Annotated in this window: 14 protein-coding genes; 2 read left to right on the top strand and 12 right to left on the bottom strand. The window is 66.2% G+C overall.

From position 1 onward, the window contains the following. From ABDZ36_RS04120 to ABDZ36_RS04100, 5 genes are all read right to left on the bottom strand, one after another. On the bottom strand, window positions 1-1,093 hold a 1,093-nt coding region (locus ABDZ36_RS04120), incomplete at its 3' end, for a surface glycoprotein (protein WP_343749211.1). A 216-nt stretch (window positions 1,094-1,309) separates the two neighbouring features. Then, window positions 1,310-3,553, bottom strand: coding sequence for a hydrophobe/amphiphile efflux-3 (HAE3) family transporter (locus tag ABDZ36_RS04115; RefSeq protein WP_211311534.1), 2,244 nt, complete (start codon window positions 3,551-3,553; stop codon window positions 1,310-1,312). Window positions 3,554-3,580: 27 nt separating this feature from the next. Further along, window positions 3,581-5,092 carry a COG1361 S-layer family protein gene (locus ABDZ36_RS04110; RefSeq protein WP_343749210.1) on the bottom strand — a complete coding sequence of 504 codons (1,512 nt, stop codon included), beginning with the start codon at window positions 5,090-5,092 and terminating at the stop codon, window positions 3,581-3,583. A 248-nt stretch (window positions 5,093-5,340) separates the two neighbouring features. Then, entirely contained in the window at window positions 5,341-6,540 is a 1,200-nt protein-coding gene (locus ABDZ36_RS04105; protein ID WP_211311536.1) for a COG1361 family protein, read from the bottom strand. A gap of 158 nt (window positions 6,541-6,698) precedes the next feature. Beyond that, window positions 6,699-6,875, bottom strand: coding sequence for a DUF8107 family protein (locus ABDZ36_RS04100; protein ID WP_211311537.1), 177 nt, complete (start codon window positions 6,873-6,875; stop codon window positions 6,699-6,701). Window positions 6,876-6,950: 75 nt separating this feature from the next. On the opposite strand from ABDZ36_RS04100, the gene ABDZ36_RS04095 reads away from it, so the two are divergent. Continuing rightward, window positions 6,951-7,403: a DUF7382 domain-containing protein gene (locus ABDZ36_RS04095; RefSeq protein WP_211311538.1), complete on the top strand. Its 453-nt coding sequence runs from the start codon at window positions 6,951-6,953 to the stop codon at window positions 7,401-7,403. Here ABDZ36_RS04095 and ABDZ36_RS04090 read toward each other — a convergent pair. The 4 genes from ABDZ36_RS04090 to ABDZ36_RS04075 all read right to left on the bottom strand — a co-directional run bounded on the left by ABDZ36_RS04090 (window position 7,400) and on the right by ABDZ36_RS04075 (window position 10,662). Next, complete coding sequence (locus ABDZ36_RS04090) at window positions 7,400-8,134, bottom strand: protein-L-isoaspartate O-methyltransferase family protein (protein ID WP_211311539.1); 735 nt, start codon at window positions 8,132-8,134, stop codon at window positions 7,400-7,402. The two genes, ABDZ36_RS04095 and ABDZ36_RS04090, sit on opposite strands and share 4 nt — an antisense overlap. A 79-nt stretch (window positions 8,135-8,213) precedes the next feature. Continuing rightward, entirely contained in the window at window positions 8,214-8,834 is a 621-nt protein-coding gene (locus ABDZ36_RS04085) for a protein-L-isoaspartate(D-aspartate) O-methyltransferase (protein WP_211311540.1), read from the bottom strand. Between the two features lie 72 nt (window positions 8,835-8,906). Further along, a complete protein-coding gene (locus ABDZ36_RS04080; protein ID WP_211311541.1) occupies window positions 8,907-9,563 on the bottom strand; it encodes an HVO_0476 family zinc finger protein in 657 nt (218 codons plus the stop codon). Window positions 9,564-9,714: 151 nt separating this feature from the next. Next, window positions 9,715-10,662: an aminopeptidase gene (locus tag ABDZ36_RS04075; RefSeq protein ID WP_211311542.1), complete on the bottom strand. Its 948-nt coding sequence runs from the start codon at window positions 10,660-10,662 to the stop codon at window positions 9,715-9,717. A gap of 127 nt (window positions 10,663-10,789) precedes the next feature. Here ABDZ36_RS04075 and ABDZ36_RS04070 point away from each other — a divergent pair, with 127 nt between their 5' ends. Then, window positions 10,790-11,869 carry a type II glyceraldehyde-3-phosphate dehydrogenase gene (locus tag ABDZ36_RS04070; RefSeq protein ID WP_211311543.1) on the top strand — a complete coding sequence of 360 codons (1,080 nt, stop codon included), beginning with the start codon at window positions 10,790-10,792 and terminating at the stop codon, window positions 11,867-11,869. On the opposite strand, the gene ABDZ36_RS04065 is transcribed toward ABDZ36_RS04070, so the two are convergent. The 3 genes from ABDZ36_RS04065 to gap form a co-directional block, all read right to left on the bottom strand. Then, window positions 11,866-12,360: a metallophosphoesterase gene (locus tag ABDZ36_RS04065; protein WP_211311544.1), complete on the bottom strand. Its 495-nt coding sequence runs from the start codon at window positions 12,358-12,360 to the stop codon at window positions 11,866-11,868. The genes ABDZ36_RS04070 and ABDZ36_RS04065 overlap by 4 nt on opposite strands. Continuing rightward, entirely contained in the window at window positions 12,360-13,574 is a 1,215-nt protein-coding gene (locus ABDZ36_RS04060; RefSeq protein ID WP_343749215.1) for a phosphoglycerate kinase, read from the bottom strand. The genes ABDZ36_RS04065 and ABDZ36_RS04060 overlap by 1 nt, the downstream gene beginning before the upstream one ends. 121 nt (window positions 13,575-13,695) lie before the next feature. Continuing rightward, window positions 13,696-14,742, bottom strand: coding sequence for a type I glyceraldehyde-3-phosphate dehydrogenase (gene gap / locus ABDZ36_RS04055; protein ID WP_211311546.1), 1,047 nt, complete (start codon window positions 14,740-14,742; stop codon window positions 13,696-13,698). Between the last annotated feature and the right edge of the window lie 42 nt (window positions 14,743-14,784).

The following is a 14,784-nucleotide window of genomic DNA, read 5'->3' as shown; positions in this document are numbered from 1 at the left end:
GCGTTGCCGGACCGAAGTCGAGGTCTTCCGTCCCCGCGACTTCGATCGTGTACTCGCCAGCGTCCTGGTTGCTCAGGTCGAGCGTCCAGGAAGCCTCACCGTCCGCATTCTTGATCGTGTCCGAGCCCTCGATGACGTCGCCGGTGATCTCCAGACCACTGGAGTCCATCACGGCGAGTTCGAGGTCCTCGGCTTCCGCGTAGTTCCAGTCAGCGTTGATGGTGAGCGCCCCCGCGTTCGCCTCGGAGACCGACCCACCGGAGATGTCCGCACCGTTCGGGTTGTTCACTTCGAGTTCGGTGACACGCGGCGTGTTCACCGTCACGCCGGGCGCGCCGGACTCGCCAGTGTTCGTGTACTGACCCTCAGACTGGTCCTGCGGGATCGGCGGGCTCAGGATCGTCCCTTCTGCGTTCCCGGCAACACCCGTCAGCGAACTGTCGAGGTCACCAGCGAAGGTGAGGTCCTCCTCACCCTTGTAGACGGTTGCACCGTCGAAAATGAACACTTCCGAAACACCGTCGGTCGGGGCTTCGCCCGTCCCGTCAGCGTTCCCCGCGCGGCTGTCCTCACCGCCCGTCGACGAGCCGGTGTCCGGCTCAACGACGTCGAAGGAGAACGACGTGTCAGCACCGGACTGCGCAGCGGAGAGCGTCGGCGAAACGCCCTGTGTCGCCGAGGCACCCGTCGTATCCAGCGTAAGGGTGATGGTCACGTCACCAGACACACCGTTCTGGTTGGTGCTGATGAGATCAAAGGTGAACGCATCGTTGCTGGTGTTCAGGTTCTCGTTTGCGACGTCGATCTCAGCAGGAGAGTCCGACACCGTCGCGCCGGTGACGGAGATCCCGTCGGGGTAGTTGCTGAGGTCAAGCGTAGCGTTCTCTGTGCCGTTCGAATCGAATCCCGCAGTGAACACGAGATCCTGACTATACGATGACTGGCCGGTCTCAACGTCGTCGGATGAGACCTGTGACCAGGTGGAAGCACTCGCAGCAGCGCCGCCCGTGAACGCGACGGTGGCTCCGAAGACGGAGAGCACCATCAGCGCCGACAGGAGCACTGCGCGGAGCTTTGAGTTGTTGTCTGTCATTGTTTTTATAGTTTGACTGGGGGTGTCGTTCGAACCTGCCGCGGGGGCAGTACTAGACGCGATCCAGTCGGGTAGGAGTACATCCCTAGCAAGAGCGTGCTGTGGTAAGTACTTTGTGTGCGATACTCCGCCGAGAAGGGCTGAGAGTGCGTCACACACCCATCTGACGGGTTAGTGGAAAACAAACGGACAGAAAAACCGGCTGGGGTGCGGTCCTCAGGCGGGCTGCCCGCGCGACGCCCGGTAGTCGTGGACGCGCTCGGCGACGCCATCAAGGAGGACGAGCGTCGGCGGGAGCGTGGCGAGCGACGCGAGCAGCGTCAGGAAGATGACGCCGACGGTGAGGAAACCGAACCCGCTGAGGATCGGGAACGGCGAGAGGATCAACGCCGAGAAGCCGAAGACGGTCGTCATCCCGGAGACGCTGATCGCCTTCCCGACGCGCGCGGAGGCAACCTGCACGGCGTCGAGTTTACTCATACCCTCACGGGCTTTCTCCTCGTAGTAGCGCTCCATCACGATGATGGTGTACTCGGCCCCGATCCCGACGGTCATCGCACCGAGGCTCGCGCCCAGCGGCGACACGGGAATCCCGAGCTCGTACATGTAGATGTTCTGCCAGCCGAGGACGAACACCATGGGGACGAGCGGCGCGACGGCCTTCACGAGATCGCGGTAGTAGAGGAGCAACAGCCCGAAGACGAACAGCAGGCCGAGGGCCGTCGTCGTGTTCCGCGAATTGATCTGCGAGACGATCGAGGGCGTCGAGACGGCGGCCGTCCCCGTGACCTCGGCGGTGACGCCGGGCGGCGGGTTGCTGTACGCAGTGGCGCTCTCGGCGTTATCGAGGAACGAGAGCATCTCGGCGGTGGTCATGTCCTGCACCGTCGCGATGGTTACGTGCGCGCGCCCGTCATTATAGTACTGTTCAAGCGTCTTCTGCGGGACGTCGTCGAGGACGCGATTCACCCCGGCCTCAGTCTGCGGGATCTCCCCGCCGTTGTGTTGTTTGACGAGTGTCGCGGGGGAGTCGACGCCCGTGATGAGCGGCGTCTCCGTCGCGACGTCCTCGAACTGCACCATCCAGCGCAACACTTCAGGGTCGCGCAGATTCGTGCCGGTGACGAGCATGCTGTAGCTCGTACTCGAGCCGCCGCCGGTGACGGACTGGAACTGCTGGAGGTCGACGTAGGCGGGAAGGTCCTGCGGGATGAACTCGTTCGTGTCCGTCATCGTGTCCAGCGACGAACTCACCTGGAAGCCGGCCCCGGCGAGCACGAGCGCGAGCACGAGCACGGTCTTCGGGTGGCTGGCGAACACCCGCGAGGAGCGTCCGAGGAGCCGGCCAACAGTACCGACGCTGGCGAGCCGATCTTCTGCGGATTCCTCGTCGTCGGTAGTGTCGTGTTCCAACTCCCCGTCGAAGCGCCACCGGACGTAGATGGTGAGCAGGGAGAGCAGGATAAGGATCCCCGCAGCGTACGTGAGCATGACGCCGAGGATGGACGTCTGGGCGAACCAGATGGTCGCGGGCGACGTCGTGGACACCCAAGTCGCAGCGAACCCGAGTGCGGCCGCGAGCATCGCGACGAGCACGGGCGGCCCGACACCACCGAGGGCGATCGGGAGCGCCGTCCGTGGCGGACGTTGCTCCAGTTCCTCCTCGTAGCGCTCGTGGAACTGGACGGAGTAGTCGATCCCCAACCCGATCAGGATGGGGAACACCGCGCTCGTCAGCGTCGAGTTCGGGATGCCCGCATACCCGATCGCGCCGAACGTGTAGATGACGCCGACGAAGACGGCGACGATCGGGAGGAGGCGCAATCTGACCCCGCGGAAGAGGAAGAACAGCGCCACGATCATCAGCCCGACCGCGAGGCCGAGGAGCTGGGAGGTACTCTGCTGGATGACGCTCGACATCTGCGCGGAGAACGCAGCGCTCCCCGTGACAGTCACGGAGGCACCAACGGGGAAGTTCGCCCACTGCTTGACGTCGACCGCGCGGTCGTAGATCGGCCGCTCTTCCTGCTGTGAGAGGCCGGTGTCAGTGGTGATACTGACGATTGCGTAGTCGGGTGAGCCGAGCACGGATTCGATCTTCCGCTCGGAGTTCGGGATCCGCCCGTACTCGGCTCTGACCTGGTCGGCCGGGCTAGTGACGCTGTACACGTTCTGCGTCTGGCTCATCCGCTGATCGAGTCTGTCGACGGCGCGGATCGTCGACGGTTCGGTGACGTCGCCGCGGATGAGGACGGCAACGCTCCCGTGATCGAAGGACTCGGAGTAGGCCTCGAACGTAGGGTTCTCGGCGACGAACGCGGAGTTACCGGTCACGCTCGTGATCTGTGCCGCGCCGCCGACCGACACGAAGATCAGGAGGACGGCGAGCGCGAGCGTCGCCACCGGGCGCTCTTGCACCCGATCGCCGATGGACGCGAAGATGCCGCGGAGCTTACCCATACGTGGTCCCTCCGTGTGGAGCCGCGCTCATCGGCGGCGATAGAGGACGTAGGCACCGCCGGCCACGACGAGCACGGCGACGACGATGACCGGGAGCGGGACCGGGAGGCCGCCGCTCGACGGCGAGACGGGAATCCCGATCGGCAGCCCGTCGGTGTACTTCGTGTCGCCATCAGTGTCGTCGTAGCGCACCTCGATGGAGGCGGCGTACGCCTTCGTGAGTGCGCCCGAGCCGGCGCTGACGGTGAACGTCGCGTTCGTCGTCTCACCGGGCTGCATCGTCCCGAGATACGCGCCGTCGTCGGACGTCGAGATCGGGTCGCTCACGAAGATTTTGGCGTTCGTCGCGGAGACAGGCTCCGCACCGTTATAGCGGATACCGACTGTCACCGAGTCGCTCCCGCCGGGCGAGACGCCGGTGGAGACGTTCGTGACGGTGAACGGGTCGCGCTCGGGGCCGATCGAGATCGACTTTCGGATGGGGGTGTCGGTCGTCCGCACGTCACCGTCGGCGTTCTCGTACTGCACGGTGAACGGGAAGGTGTTCGTGCCGGGTTCGGCGCTCGCGGGGATCGTCACCGTGAACGAGACGGGTGCGGACTCACCAACCGCGAGGTCACCGACGGACGACTCGCCGTTCGTCGCCGTCACGGTCGACGTCTGGCCGAGTTGCACCGCGACGTTCCGCGCGTCGCCGGGGCCGGTGTTGACGACCGTCGCGTTGATCCGCGCTTCGTTCTCGTCGACGCGGAAGTTCTCCGTCGAGACGTCACGGAGTTCGAACGAGCGTTCGGGGCGCACCTGCACGCCCGTCGTCAGCGTATCGGACTGCTCGGTGACGCCATTCTGGTTCTCGTAGGAGACGACGGCGTTGACGGGGTACTCACCCGGGGAGGTCTCGCTACCCGCACCAACCTGTGCGGAGACGGTCGTCGTCTCGCCGGGGTCGAGCGTCGGGACGTAGAGGCTGGTCTCCCCCTGTGCGTTCGACGGCGAACCGAAGTAGAGCGATCCGGACTGCGTCGAGAGCTGGACGGACGCGGCGTTCGCGGTTCGCGTCCCCGTGTTCTCTAGCGTGAACGAGAGGCTCCCGGTATCGCCGGCGAAGACGGCGTTGTTCCCCTCGGAGACGACATCGAACTGCGGGCGGTCCTCGACGGTGATGGTAACATCCTTGCGCTCGTCGATAGTACTCCAGATGTATTCGGGCTGTTCGGTATCACTGTATGTGACTGCACGGACGTGCTTGTACTCGACGCGGACAGGGATATCGTACGTGCCGGGAGTCGCGTTCCCGATTTCGACGTTAAAGTCGAAGGTTGACGTGCTTGAGCCAGGGATCGAGCCACGGACAATGGTGCCCGTCTTCACGTCGATGGGCGCATCGATCTGGTCTTCGAGCACCGTCAGTCGGACGTTCTGTGCGGTCTTGATCTTCTCCTCATACTGGGCGGGTCCCCCCTGCTGGATCCGGCCGTCGTTGGATGCGACGACGGAAAGGGTAGCAGCCTCGCTTGCTTTGAACGTGTCGTCGGACACGGAGAGTGAGACTTCAGGATTCCCATAGACGGAGTTCTCTGCCACGACCGGTGTGGCTGGGACGACGAGTACCAGTGCGAGGACAAGTAAAACGATTTCGCGACGCATCACGGGGCTGTACAGTCGAAACAGGGATAAAAACGATGGAACCCCCCGTTGGTTGCTCGGGGTTTAGCCGAGTCGAGGGCCGACGTGTCTGCGTCCGCGTCGTGTGAGTCGTGTCGCGTGGCTCGGCGGACGTGCGTGTGTCACTTGCGGAAGCGCGTGCCGGCGACGCCGACGACCACGCCGCCGAGAAGCAACCCGAGACCGGCGATCGGGATCCCGCCGAATCCGCCGCTCAGGAAGGCGTTCTGCGCAGACGCAGTAGCAGTACCACCGTCCGTCGACGCCAGCCCCCGCGAACCGATCGTCGCGGTGGTGCTACTGGACGCACCGCCGACCGTATAGGAGACATCAAGTGACACGCTCGCCGGCTCGGAGCTGACGGGGACCGTGAGCGTCCCCGAGGACGAGGCGTTGATGCGATCGACCGAGGCACTCGGCAGGGACTCGCCCGACGAGTCCGCCGTCACGAGGACGTCGTGGATCGGTGCGTTACCGGCGTTCGCGATGTGGTACTGGAGGAGCGTTGAGTCGTTCTCCTGAACGACCGTCGCGTCGACGCGTACGTCATCCTCAAGCGCGTCAACCGTGGTGGAAGTGAGGCCGGTGACGCTCTCGTCCTCACTGGTGAGGGTCGCCTTCAAGTTCATGTCACCGGCCTCCTCGGGGGAGACGGTGAACGTGAACGTCGTCATGTTTTCAGCGGGGATGGTCGGGCGCATCCGCGTCTGTGCATCGACGGTATCGCCGAAGTCGTCGAGGCGAAGCGTGACGTCAGAGAGCGCGTCCTCACTGGGGTTCGAGACGGTCACGTCGACGGTGGACTCGGCACCGGCGACCATCGAGCCAGCGTCGATGTGGACGCGGGGCGCGGGTTCGGGCTCGCTGGACGAGGGTTCGTCGACGTCGATGTAGACCGGGCGGGTAACGGTCGAGACCGCCTGGGCGTCGCCCGTCGAGTTCACGGTCGTCCCGCGGACATGGATGGTGAGGGATTTCTCACCAGCGGTCTCGAACGAGGTCCGGAGCGGCACGTCGAGCGTCTCGTCGGCCCCGATCGTCCCGAGGTCGTCGGCTTCTGCGACTACGTCACCGCCCGCGGTGGTGAGCGTAATCTCGTTGATGTGGAACCCCCCTTCACCGGCGCTAGAGTGCCGAATCGTCGGCGTAATGGTGATCGCGTCGCCGGTCTCGGGGTTGTCGTTGGAGACGGCGACGTCGGAGACGGTGACGTACGTTACGCTACTCGCAGCGCCGGCACCGACGAGCAGCGAACAACAGACGAGAACGGCAATCGTCACGGCGAGTAGTCGACTGAGGTGGGATCGCTTCGTTCGTGGCATACAGAGTTTAGGCTAGCCTAAAAGCACATAAGCGTATTGTTTTAGGCTGGCCAAAACCTCCGCGCCGGGGATGGAACTGCGCGGTCTCAATTCAAGGTTCGGAGAGCGAGAACAAAAGCGTCCCGGAGTCGATTCACCGCGCGACCAGAGCGGCGATCTCACCGGAGGATCGCGAGATAGGTCACGGCGAAGACGACCACCGTCGCGGCGGCTACAGCCCCGAACGAGAACGTGAGGTAGTCGAGAAGCGACGCGCCGTACACGACGATCGTGGCGTAGATCACGGACAAAACGACCGCGATCGGATACACGACACGGGGGTCCCCATCGACCATACGGGTATCTACACGCCGGTCGGCATCAAACTCCCGAACACACCCTCAAGTGCGATGGCGGTACCACGAGGTGGTGTGAACCTCGAATCCGTCCGTCTTACCGGGAGCGATCGCGGCGTCGCGGGGCTCCCGATCCGTCTCGTCGTCGCGTTCGTCGTCGGGACCGCCGTCCTGGGCGTGATGCTCAACATGATCAGCGGGGTCGGCGCGCTCACGACGACAGAACTCGACGCGCGTCCGACACCCGACGTCGTCCACACGGAGAACACCACGATCACCGTCGCGGCGGTCGACACGGGGGGACACGCCATCCCCGACGTCACGGTCGTCCTCAGCGCGGACACCGCCGGTCTCGCGGGCGGCGAACCGATCGTCGCGCGGACGAACGCGACCGGCGTCGCGACCATCCGTGCGACACCAACGCTCCCGCCAACGGCCGGTCAGGGAACGCTGACGCTCACGGTCAACCCGCCGAGCGGAAAATACGCCGATCGGCGCGCGAACACGGACGTCCTTGTCGTCCGCTAGTCCCAATCGATCCAGTCGAGCTCCCAGCCACGACGTCGATCGGCGCGTTTTTGGGCGTGTTCTTGGTCCTCTCGGTGGGTTCGGTTACGGGTCGGTACGCCGCTCTGCTCGCCCTCGACGAGCAACGGGGCGAACGCGACCGATCGGCCCTCGTGTACGATATCGCCGCCGTTCTCGACGGTCGCGAGTCGCTGCTCGCCCGTACCCAGCGGCATGACGAGTCGGCCGTCGGCGGCGAGTTGCTCGCGGAGCGCGTCCGGCACGTCGACGGCCGCCGCTTCCACGAGAATGCGATCGAACGGCGCGTACTCCGGGAAGCCGTGCGCGCCGTCGCGACAATCGACGAGCACGCCCGCGTGGCCAGCGCGCCGGAGGTTGTCGCGGGCCGCCCAGACGACCCGGCGTGCAATGTCGATGGCGTGAACGTTCTCGTCGCCGACGATTTCGGCGACGACTGCCGCAGTGTACCCGACGCCCGCGCCGACGATCAGGACGTCGTCACCGGGTTCGGGCGCGAGCGCCTGGACGAGCGCGCCGGCGGTACTGGGTGCGAGGACGCGCGTCCCGTACGCCTCGAACGATCGGTCGTTGTACGCGCGGTGGTCGGCGTCAACGAACTCGTGGCGCGGGACAGCGCGCATCGCCGTTCCGACGGGGTCGGGTTCGATGACACCCCGAAGTTCGTGTTCGAGGCTGTCGACCATCCCGTCCCGGGCGACCGCGTACTCCATACGCGGGGTTGGAGACCGAGGATCTTGAACGATCCGAACGGCCGAACCCGACCTGCATCGACACGAACCAACGAACCGACTACTGCATCGACACGAAACGGACGCGACCGAGGCGTTCGCGTTCAGTGCCGTCCGCGCCGACATCGACGCGTACGAGTCGCTGCGCGAGGTCCCCGACGGGTGCGAGGACGCGACCGCCGGCCCGCGTCTGGTCGAGGATCGCGTCGGGAATCTCGGGTGCGGCGCAGGTGAGGTAGGCGGCGTCGTACGGCGCACCCTCGGGCCACCCCTCGCGGCCGTCGCCCTGTCGGACGTGCACGTCACCGTAGCCCGCGTCCTGAAGGTTCTCGCGGGCGTCGGCGGCGAGGTCCTCGACGTACTCGACACTGAAGACGTTCTCCGCACCGACGAGCTCGGCCGTGACGGCGGCGTGATAGCCACAGCCCGTCCCGATTTCGAGCACTGTCTCGCCTTCCACGAGGTCGAGGTGGTCGGCCATCACGGCGACCATGTGCGGGGCGCTGATCGTCTGGTCGTGGCCGATCGGGAGTGGACGATCGGCGTACGCGTCGCCGTGGCGCTCCTCAGGGATGAAGACGTGTCGCGGCACCGCCCGGATCGCCTCGACGACGCGTCGATCGAGGTCGTAGCGTTCGGCGAGCCGGTCGGCGAGTCGATTTCGGGCCTCCTCGTACGCCATAGTCGAGTGCGCGCGTGCGACGCGGGAAAAAGTGGGGGCCGATCGAACGGGGAGCGACCGATCAGGCGGAAGTTACCAAGCGGACCAGGCCTTCGAGGATTTATCGACGCCGTAGACGCGCTTGACGTCCTTAGCGAGGACGGTATCGCCCTCGTGGCCGAGCTTCTGGAAGTCGTAGCGTTCGATGGCATCCTCGCGGACGTGGATGCCCTCGACTTCGAACTCCTCGTCGCCGAACTCGTACGTCTCGCCGATGATGAACTCCTCGTCGCCCGGGAGTTGGAGGTCGAGGCTACGCGTGCCATCGCCCTCGCCGTCGCGCGGGTGGACGGTGATCGGCACCGACACGTTGTCGACGGCGCGGGTCCAGAAGGTCTCGACCTCGCCCGCCGTGGTGCGCGTCACGCGCTCCTCGGGCCCGACTTCGATGTCGGTGACCCGGACCTGCATGATGACCTCCTCGGTTTCGAGGATGAACTCCTCGCCCGTCTGGACGTCCTCGTCGGCGGGCATCTCGACCGACGCGGTGAACGAGTCGCCCTCCTGTGAGACGACGACGGTCGGTTCGACGGTGTCCTCGGAGTCGAGTGGCGCTTTGTGCGTGTGACCGCATTCGGTGCAGCGGACCGTGGCGGTCCCCCCACCGACCGTGAGGAGCTCGTGGACCGTCTCCTGCTCCGGGGAGCAGGAGGGGCACGCGATAGGTGCCCGTTCGGCGTGTTCGCTCATAATCGGTGTAAGCGGCCCGAGGCGTAAAAACCCGCGGAGAGGCCCGAGCGTTCGCGTGCGGGTGTCTCGCTAGGAGACCGGGGTCAGTCTCGCCTTCCCGAGGCCTACGGCTCGGGGAGCCGTAGCTCCTCGTCTACTCGCGGTTCCTTCGTCACCGCTCGTTTTCTGGAAGCCTCACGGCTTCCCCATCCGCATACACGGTTGGCTCCCGAATGATGCCGTCGAGGTGGATCGGCGCATCCGTCTCGCCACCGATACCGGCGTCGTCACCGATGGCGATGTGGACGGTCCCGGCGGCTTTCTCGTCGAGCAGGACGCTCCCCACCAACTCCGTGACGGCGACGTTCGTCCCGATGCCGAGCTCGGCGAGGTTGTACGCGGCGTCGCCGACCTCATCAGCCGCGGCCTCGACTTCCGCGCGGACGGCATCGTCGGAGATGTCGGTGACGTAGCCGTCCGCGACCTCGAAGCGGAGTTCGTCCGCCAAGCGCCCGTGGGGCATCATCGTCCCGTCGACGACGTACGTCCCGTCGGCGGTTTCCGGGGAGACGAACACCTCGCCGGCGGGAAGGTTCGAGAAATCCCCGGGCTCGTGGACCATCCCGGTGTCCTGTCGCCACTCCCGAGTGCCGGGCTCGAGGGTGATGTCGGTGCCAGCCTCGGTGGTGACGCGGATCTTGTCGGCGTCACGGACCTGTGCGAAGACGTCCGCGCAGTGCCGCCGGATAGTCGCATAGTCGGCGTCGAGACCGGTCGTGAAGACGTCCTCGGTGATCCCGGGCAGCGTCGCACCGCGGACGCCGGCGTCGCTCGCTCGCGACCGCGCGCGCGTGTGCGAGAGGCTCTTTGTCGTCGGTGCGAGGAAGGCGTCGGCCTCGCGCATCGCCGCGGCGACGGGCGCGGGCGGTTCGGCCCCGTGTTGCTCGCCGGGCGGATACCGAAGGATCGTCGCGTCGTCGGTGACGTCGCTGGCGGCCGCGTAGAGCGCCTCACCGATCGGCTGGCGCTCGTCGTCGGTCACGACGACCACGGTTTCGTCGGCCTCGATCCCCAGGCACTGGACGACGGCGGTGTCGGCGATGTCGCGGAGCGTCGACATAGCCGTCACCTCGCCCGCCCGGGCGTTAGGCCTTGCCCTCATCACCGATCCAATTACTCGACGCGTAGTTAATTTCCCCTAATTTTTCCCGAAAGAATTAATCAGACGGGCACCGGATACACGCATGATGCTTCGAGTCGGCGTCAACGGATACGGGACCATCGGCAAGCGCGTCGCTGATGCGCTTGCGGCACAGCCCGACATGACGGTCTCTGGGGTCGCAAAGACCACCCCGAACTTCGAGGCCACGGCCGCACATCGGCGCGGCTACGCGGTCCACGCCATCGACGACGCGGCCGCGTTCGCCGCGGCCGACGTCCCCGTGGCGGGCGACCTCGACGACCTTGTCGCGGCGAGCGACGTCGTCATCGACTGCACGCCTGCCGGGATCGGCGCGCAAAACCGCGAGATCTACGAAGCCCATGACACGCCCGCGCTCTACCAGGGCGGCGAGGACGCCGACGTCGCGGACGCGAGCTTCAACGCCCGCGCGAACTACGACGAGATCGCGAACGGCGACGCCGAGCACGTCCGCGTCGTCTCCTGTAACACGACCGGCCTCTCACGCGTCCTCACGCCGCTCGATGAGGTCTACGGTGTCGAGAAGACGCGCGCGACACTCGTTCGTCGCGGCGGCGATCCCAGTCAGTCCGATCGCGGCCCGATCAACGACATCCTCCCCGATCCGGTGACCGTCCCGTCACACCACGGCCCGGACGTCAACACCGTGTTGCCCGACCTCGCCGTGGACACGATGGGTGTCACCGTCCCGGCGACGCTGATGCACCTCCACAGCGTCAACGTCACCCTCGAAAGCGACGCCGACGCCGACGCGGTACGCGAGACGCTGGCCGACGAATCGCGCGTCTTCGTGGTCCCGGAGCACGCGCGCGTCGCCGGCCCCGGCCACCTCAAGGAGCTCGCGAAGGACGCGGGCCGCCCCCGCGGCGACCTCTGGGAGAACTGCGTGTGGGGTGCCTCGATCGCCGTCGAGGGCCGCGATCTGTACTTCTTCCAGGCGATCCACCAGGAGAGCGACGTCGTCCCGGAGAACGTGGACGCCGTCCGGGCAATCGCCGGCGACGCCGACGCCGCCGAGAGCGTCGTTCGGACGAACCGCGCGCTCGGCGTCGGTCGTTTCGACCCGACCGACGGCGACGCCACCGCGGCCGACGGAAGGGGAATGGCCGCGAGCGCCGACGACTAGTCGAGGTCGACGAACGTCACGTCACCCGACTCCGTATCGATCGTGGCGACGTGGTAGCTGTCGTCGCCACCCGGGAACGGGAGCCCGCCGGGGTTCACCCGGTGTGTGTTACCGACGACGTCGTGGCGTCGCTCGTGCGTGTGCCCGCAGAGCACGTAGTCATACTTTTCGCAGGCGACGAGCGCGTCCGTGAGCGTCCCGCTCGTCCCGTGATAGACCGCGATCTCCACACCGTCGATCGTGAGCTCAGCCGATTCGCCGCGATAGTCGCCGAACTCTCGGATCGCGTCTTGGAGGGCCCATTCGCCGTCGTTGTTCCCGCGGACCGTATGGAACTCGAACGCGTCGCTGTCGAAGACGACCGCGGTGAATGGCGCGACGACGTCGCCGCAGTGGATCACGGTCTCGCAGCCGACGTCCTCGAAGTGCGCGACGGCCGCCCGCGCGCGTTCGATGTCGTCGTGCGTGTCGGAGACGACGCCGACGAGCATTACGCCGCGTCCTCCAGCACGTCGACGGCGGGGAGCGACTCGCCTGTGAGCGCGCGGATGTACGCGCCGCCCGCGATCGAGACGTGCGAGAAGTCGGCCTCGTCCAGGCCGTACATCTCGATGGCGCGCGAGGTGTCGCCGCCGCCGACGACGCTGAAGCAGTCCGTCTCGGCGATTGCCTCGAGGACGCCGACCGTCCCCACGCTGAAGCGTTCGTCCTCGAAGAGGCCGAGTGCGCCCTTCACGAAGACGGCCTCGGACTCGTGAATGATGGGCGCATAGGTCTCGACCGTCTCGCTCCCGACGTCGAGGAACCCCTGGGTCTTCTCCTCGATCGCCTCGACGTCGATCTCGGCGCGCTCACCCTCGGCATCCTCGTAGGCGAGATCCGAGGCGAGCGTGATCGCGTCGCCACGCTCGTCGAGCACGGAGCGGATCGTGTCGGCGTTTCGCTCCCACTGCTCGTCGAAGAGGTCCATCCCCTCGACGTCCTCGCCGACAGGGTAGCCCGCGGCGCGGAGGAAGAGCTCGCCCGCGATCCCGCCGAGCAGGAACTGATCGACTTTCTCGTCGAGGGCCTCCATCACGCTGATGACGTCGCTGGCCTTCGTCCCGCCGACGACCATCGTCACCTGGCCGTCGAAGTCGCGCTCGGCGATGGCGGTGTTCGCCTCGTACTCGCTCTCCATGACGCGGCCCGCGTAGGCGGGGAGGGCGAGCGGGAAGCCGACGATCGAGGCGTGCTTGCGGTGGGCGGCCGAGTAGGCGTCGTTCACGTACGCGTCGAACGCGGGCGCGAGCGTCTGCACGAACTCCGTGTCGGCCTTCGTCTCGGGCGATGCTTCGGGGAGTTCGTCCTCGCACATCCGGACGTTCTCCAGCAGGAGGATCTCGCCGGCGTCGAGCGCCTCGATGGCCTCGATGGCTTCCGGGCCGTAGGTATCGGGAACGAAGCCGACGTCGCGACCGACGTGTTCGGCGAGGATGTCCGCGTGCTGGCGCAGCGAGACGAAATCGTCGTCGCCGGGCCGGCCCTGGTGGGCCATGCAGACAACGCGGTCGCCGCGTTCGGCGAGTTCGCGAACGGTCTCCGCGTGGCGCTCGAAGCGGCGGTTGTCCTGGACGGTGCCGTCCTCCACGGGGGAGTTGAGGTCGAGGCGGACCAGCACGCGCTGGCCGGGGTCGAGGTCGTCGATAGTGTTGAAGCTCATAATCGGTGTCGTGGTGTGTGGGTACGTAGTTGTGTGCGAAAAACGATGTGTGATGCGAGCAGGGCAACGCGCGAGTTGTGTGGGCCGTCCCCATCCCGTTCGCGCGTTCAGTCGCGCGGCGAGATTAGTATTCCGTGATGTACGCGGAGACGTCGAGCAGGCGGTTCGAGAAGCCGTACTCGTTGTCGTACCACGTCAGGATCTTCACGAGGTCGCCGTTCTCGCCGACGACGTTCGTGGAGTTCAGATCGACCGTGGAACTGAACGGGAGCCCGAGGATGTCGCTGGAGACGACTTCGTCGTCCGTGTAGCCGAGGACGCCGGCGAGCGGACCGGAGTCAGCAGCGTCGCGGAACGCCGCGTTGATCTCCGCTTCGGTGACGTTCTCCTCGTCGAGGTCGACGACGAGCTCGGTGATGGAGCCGTCCGGGACCGGAACACGGATCGCCATCCCGTCGAGTTTGCCCTCGAGCTGCGGGAGGATCTCCGTGGCGGCCTGCGCGGCACCCGTGGAGGTCGGGACGATGTTCTCGGCGGCGGCGCGACCGCGTCGGGTCTTGCCCTGCGGGCCGTCGATGAGCGACTGCGAGCCCGTGTACGCGTGGACGGTCGTGAGCGTCCCCGTCTCGATGCCGAACTCCTCGTCGAGCACCTTCGCGACGGGCGTGACGGAGTTCGTCGTACAGGAGGCGTTCGAGACGACATCCTCGCCGTCGTACTCGTCGTGATTGACGCCGTAGACGAGCTGCTTCACGGGCTCGTCGCCCTTCGGCGGCGCGGAGATGACGACCTTCTCGGCACCCGCCTCGACGTGCTGGGCGGCCTGATCGCGCTCGCGGAAGATGCCCGTACACTCGAGGGCGACGTCGACGTCCTTCTCGCCCCACGGGAGGTCGGTGGGATCCTGGACGTTCAGCAGCTGGACGCTGGAGTCGTTCACGACGAGCTCGTCGCCGTCGCGCTCGACGCCGTCGAGTCGGCCCATGATGGTGTCGTACTGGGCGAGATACGCCATGTCCTCGAAGTCCATGACGTCGTTGATGCCGACGAGGTCGATACGCGGGTCTTCGAGTGCAGCGCGGAAGACGTTCCGACCGATCCGGCCGAACCCGTTCAGCCCCACGCGAACGACTTCGCCCGTTTCCTCGGCGTCGAGGGAGAGTTCACTCATATACGAGTAATAACGATCAAACAGCTTAAAACCCGCCGGAAG

Source organism: Halarchaeum salinum (assembly GCF_039520965.1).
Classification (GTDB): Archaea; Halobacteriota; Halobacteria; order Halobacteriales; family Halobacteriaceae; genus Halarchaeum; species Halarchaeum salinum.
This window is presented reverse-complemented; position numbering and strand designations above follow the sequence as displayed.